Source organism: Streptomyces zhaozhouensis (assembly GCF_900230195.1).
Taxonomy (GTDB): Bacteria; Actinomycetota; Actinomycetes; order Streptomycetales; family Streptomycetaceae; genus Streptomyces; species Streptomyces zhaozhouensis.
Map to the genome: position 1 here is coordinate 1 of NZ_OCNE01000047.1, position 4007 is coordinate 4007.

Annotated in this window: 2 protein-coding genes; both read right to left on the reverse strand. The window is 71.7% G+C overall.

The window, feature by feature from the left end; all coding sequences use genetic code 11:
- Window positions 1–1367: type I polyketide synthase (locus CRP51_RS27825; RefSeq protein ID WP_170970710.1), on the reverse strand; the 1367-nt coding region annotated here is incomplete at its 3' end.
- A gap of 165 nt (window positions 1368–1532) precedes the next feature.
- The coding region (locus CRP51_RS27830; RefSeq protein ID WP_141514708.1) for an SDR family NAD(P)-dependent oxidoreductase at window positions 1533–4007 on the reverse strand (2475 nt) is incomplete at its 5' end.

Sequence of the window (4007 nt, forward strand, 5' to 3'; positions counted from 1 at the left end):
GCGTTGGTACCACTGAGCCCGAACGACGAGACCGCCGCCCGACGCGGCTGTTCCCCGCGTGGCCACTCCCGCGCCTCGGTGAGAAGCTCCACCGCACCCGCCGACCAGTCCACACGCGAGCTGGGTTCGGAGACGTGCAACGTGCTGGGCATCACCCCGTGGCGCATCGCCATCACCATCTTGATGACGCCACCCACACCCGCGGCCGCCTGCGCGTGACCGATGTTCGACTTCAACGAACCCAACCACAGGGGGCCGCGTTCCTCGGGACGGTCCTTGCCGTAGGTCGCGAGCAGAGCCTGCGCCTCGATCGGGTCACCCAGGGTGGTGCCCGTGCCATGGCCCTCGACCACGTCCACGTCGGCGGTGGTCAGGCGCGCGCTGGCCAGCGCGGCGCGGATGACGCGCTGCTGCGACGGGCCGTTGGGGGCGGTGAAGCCGTTGGACGCGCCGTCCTGGTTGACCGCAGACCCACGGATCACCGCGAGCACCTCGTGCCCGTTGCGCCGCGCGTCCGACAGCCGCTCCAGGAGCACGAGGCCGACGCCCTCGGACCAGCCGGTGCCGTCGGCGCTGTCGGAGAAGGGCTTGCAGCGACCGTCGGTGGCCAGGCCGCTCTGCCGGCTGAAGGCCACGAAGGGATCGGGTTTGACCAGCAGGGCCACGCCGCCGGCCAGGGCCAGCGAGCACTCCCTGCGGCGGAGGGACTGGGCGGCGAGGTGAAGGGCGACGAGTGAGGAGGAGCAGGCGGTGTCCACGGTCACCGCCGGGCCCTCAAGGCCCAGCGTGTAGGAGACACGGCCCGAGATGACGGCGCCGCCGGCGCCGGTGCTCATGTGATCCGCGGCGACCTCGGGTTGGGTGGACATCACCTCGCCGAAGTCGTGGCTGCCGGCGCCGGTGAAGACGCCGACCGGCCCGCCCCGCAGCGTGTGCGGGTCGATGCCGGCCTGTTCCAGGGTCTCCCAGGCGACCTCCAGCACCAGCCGCTGTTGGGGGTCCATGGAGAGAGCCTCGCGTGGCGAGACGCCGAAGAACCCGGCGTCGAAACCAGCGATGTCCGACACGAAGCCGCCCTCGCCGACCTGCGAGGCTCCGTGTTGGTCTCCGTCGGGCCGGAGGAGCGCCTCCATGTCCCAACCCCGGTCGTCGGGGAAGGGCACGATGGCGTCGCGCCCCTCCTCGACGAGCTGCCACAGGTCGCCAGCCGAACGCACCTCGCCGGGATAGCGGCAGCCCATCGAGACGATCGCGATCGGCTCTTGGTCCTGGGATTCGACCTGCCGCAACCGTTGACGCGTCTGGTGCAGTTCGGCGCTGACCTTCTTGAGGTAGTCGAGAATCGTCTTCTCGTCCGCCACCAACATCACCCTACCGAGCAGATACGGAGCGGATTCGGCACCGTGCGGCCTTACCGGACGGGCGCGTGCCCGACCGAATCCGCGGATCATGAGCAAGAGTCCAGATGGGACGGCAGGGGCGACTACCCCTAGCCGCCCCTACTGGTCCTGTGTTTCTCGGGGCAGCACCTGTCAGCTGAGCCCGAGTTCCTTGTCGATGAAGGACAGCACGTCAGTGGCGCTGGCCTCCTCCAGGCGGTCGGCGACAGCGGCCTTGTCGCCACCGCCGTCCGCCGTTCCGTTGACGCCGGTGCCCTCGTTGAGACGGGAGACCAGCGCCTGAAGGCGCGTGGTCAGTCCGGCGCGTTCGATCTGGTCGGCCGGGAGCGCGGTGGACGCGGCTTCCAGACGGGCCAGATCGGCCAGCAGACCTTCGACGGTTCCCTCGTCCTCGCCGAAGAGTTCCGTCTTGAGGTGACGGGCCAACGCGGCGGGCGAGGCGTAGTCGAACACCAGCGACGCGGGGAGCGAGACTCCGGCGACCTTGCTGACCTGGTTACGGAACTCCACCGCCGTCACCGAGTCGAAGCCGAGGTCCTTGAAGGCACGCTCGTTCTCGATCCCGTTCTGGCCGTCGTAGCCCAGCACCAGGGCCGCCTGTTCCTTGACCACCTCGACCAGCGCGGGTTCCCTCTCGTGCTCGGGGAGCGCGGCCAGTCGGGTCGCCAGGGCGACGTCCCCGCCGCCGTCCCGCGCCTCGGAGCCGCCTTCCGCCGCCAGGGCGGTGGCGACCTCGGGCAGCGCGCTCAGCAGCGGGCGCTGCCGGGCGAGCGAGTAGGCGGAGGCGAACTTGTCCCAGTCGAAGTCGCTGACGACCAGGTAGGTCTCACGGTCGTCCAGCGCCTGGCCAAGGAGTTCCACGGCCTGTTCCGGGTCGAGGGAGGAGACACCGATCCGGCGGAGTTGCGCCTCGGCCTCCTCGTCGACCATGCCGCCCTGCCACGGACCCCAGGCGACGGATGTCGCGGCCAGCCCTCGTGCCCTGCGCCGGTGGGCGAGAGCGTCCAGGAAGGCGTTGGCGCCTCCGTAGGCGGACTGGCCCGCGGTGCCCCAGACAGCGGCGCCCGAGGAGAAGAGGACGAACGCCTCAAGCGGGGTCTCGGCGAGGAGTTCGTCGAGATGGGTGGCGCCCTCGATCTTCGACCTGCCGATCTCCGCGAACTCCGCCACGGTCATGTTCGACAGCGCGACCGGCTCGTGCATGACGCCGGCGGCGTGGAAGACCGCCGTCAGCGGCTGGTCCTCCGGGATGCTGTCGAGCACGGCGGCGAGCCCGTCACGGTCGGCGACGTCGCAGGCGGCCACGGTGACGCGGGCACCCAACCCGGTCAGTTCGGCGACCAGTTCGGCGGCGCCAGGCGCGTCGGAGCCGCGGCGGCTGGTCAGCACCAGATGATCGGCGCCACGGCGGGCCAGCCAGCGCGCGGCGTGGGCGCCCAGCGCTCCGGTGCCGCCGGTGACGAGCACCGTCCCGTGGGGGTTCCACGTCTCCCCCTGCGGGCCGGCGAGGCGCGGTGCCCGCACCATGCGGCGGCCCAGCAGCCCCGAGGAGCCGAGGACCAACTGGTCCTCGCCGTCCTCACGGCCCAACGCGTCGGCGAGCCGGTCGGCCAGGGAGTCGTCCAGCGTGTCGGGGATGTCGATGAGCCCGCCCCAGGTGTCGGGGTGGTCCAGCGACAGCACGGTGCCCAGACCCCACACCGTTGCCGCCACCGGGTCGGGGGCGTCCGTGCCGACGGTGACCGCACCGGAGGTGACGCACCAAAGCGGCACCTTGATCCCGAGGCGGTCGACCGCACCGACCAGGCCGATGGTCGCCGCGACGCCACGCGAGAGCGACGGTTCGGCGGAGTGGGGCTCGTTGTCGAGCGCCAGCAGGGACAGCACCCCGGCGGGAGTCGAGTCGGCCACGTGTTCGCCGAGCTGAGCGATGAGCACGTCCCGCTCGTGACCGCGGGCCACCAGCAGGTCGGCCTCCGCCCCGCGCCTGCGGAGGCCGTCGGCGACCGCCCGGGTGAGCGGGGCGTCACTGTGGCTCTCGGGCACGATCACCAGCCAGGTGCCGGTGAGCGCGGGCGGAACGGGGTCGGTGGCAACGGGGTGCCAGTCCACCCGGTAACGGAGCCGGTCCAGCGCGACCTGCGCGTGGCTGCGCCGGTGCCAGGACGAGAGGGCAGGAAGAACGGTCTCTAGGCTCGCGGCCTCCACGCCGAGGTCCTCGGCGAGCGTCGCGGCATCGCCGCTCTCCACGGCCCGCCAGAACCCGTCAGCGGCGGCGTGTTCGCCGCCCGGCGCCTGGTCGGCGGTGGTGGCGTCGATCCAGTAGCGCTGGTGCTGGAAGGCGTAGGTGGGCAGATCGGTGAGGTGTCCCGGGTGGTCCGGGAAGGCGGCCTCCCACTTCACGGTCCGGCCCTGGGTGTGGAGGGTGCCAAGGGCTCGTAGGAGATTGGCGGTCTCGGCGTTGTCCTTGCGCTGGGTCGGGACGGCGTCACCGATCAGGGGTGTCAGGGCCGGCTTGGGCCCGACCTCGACCAGGGTGGTGACGCCCTGCGCCCTCAAGGTGGCGACACTGTCGGCGAAGCGGACCGTGCCACGGACCTGACCAGC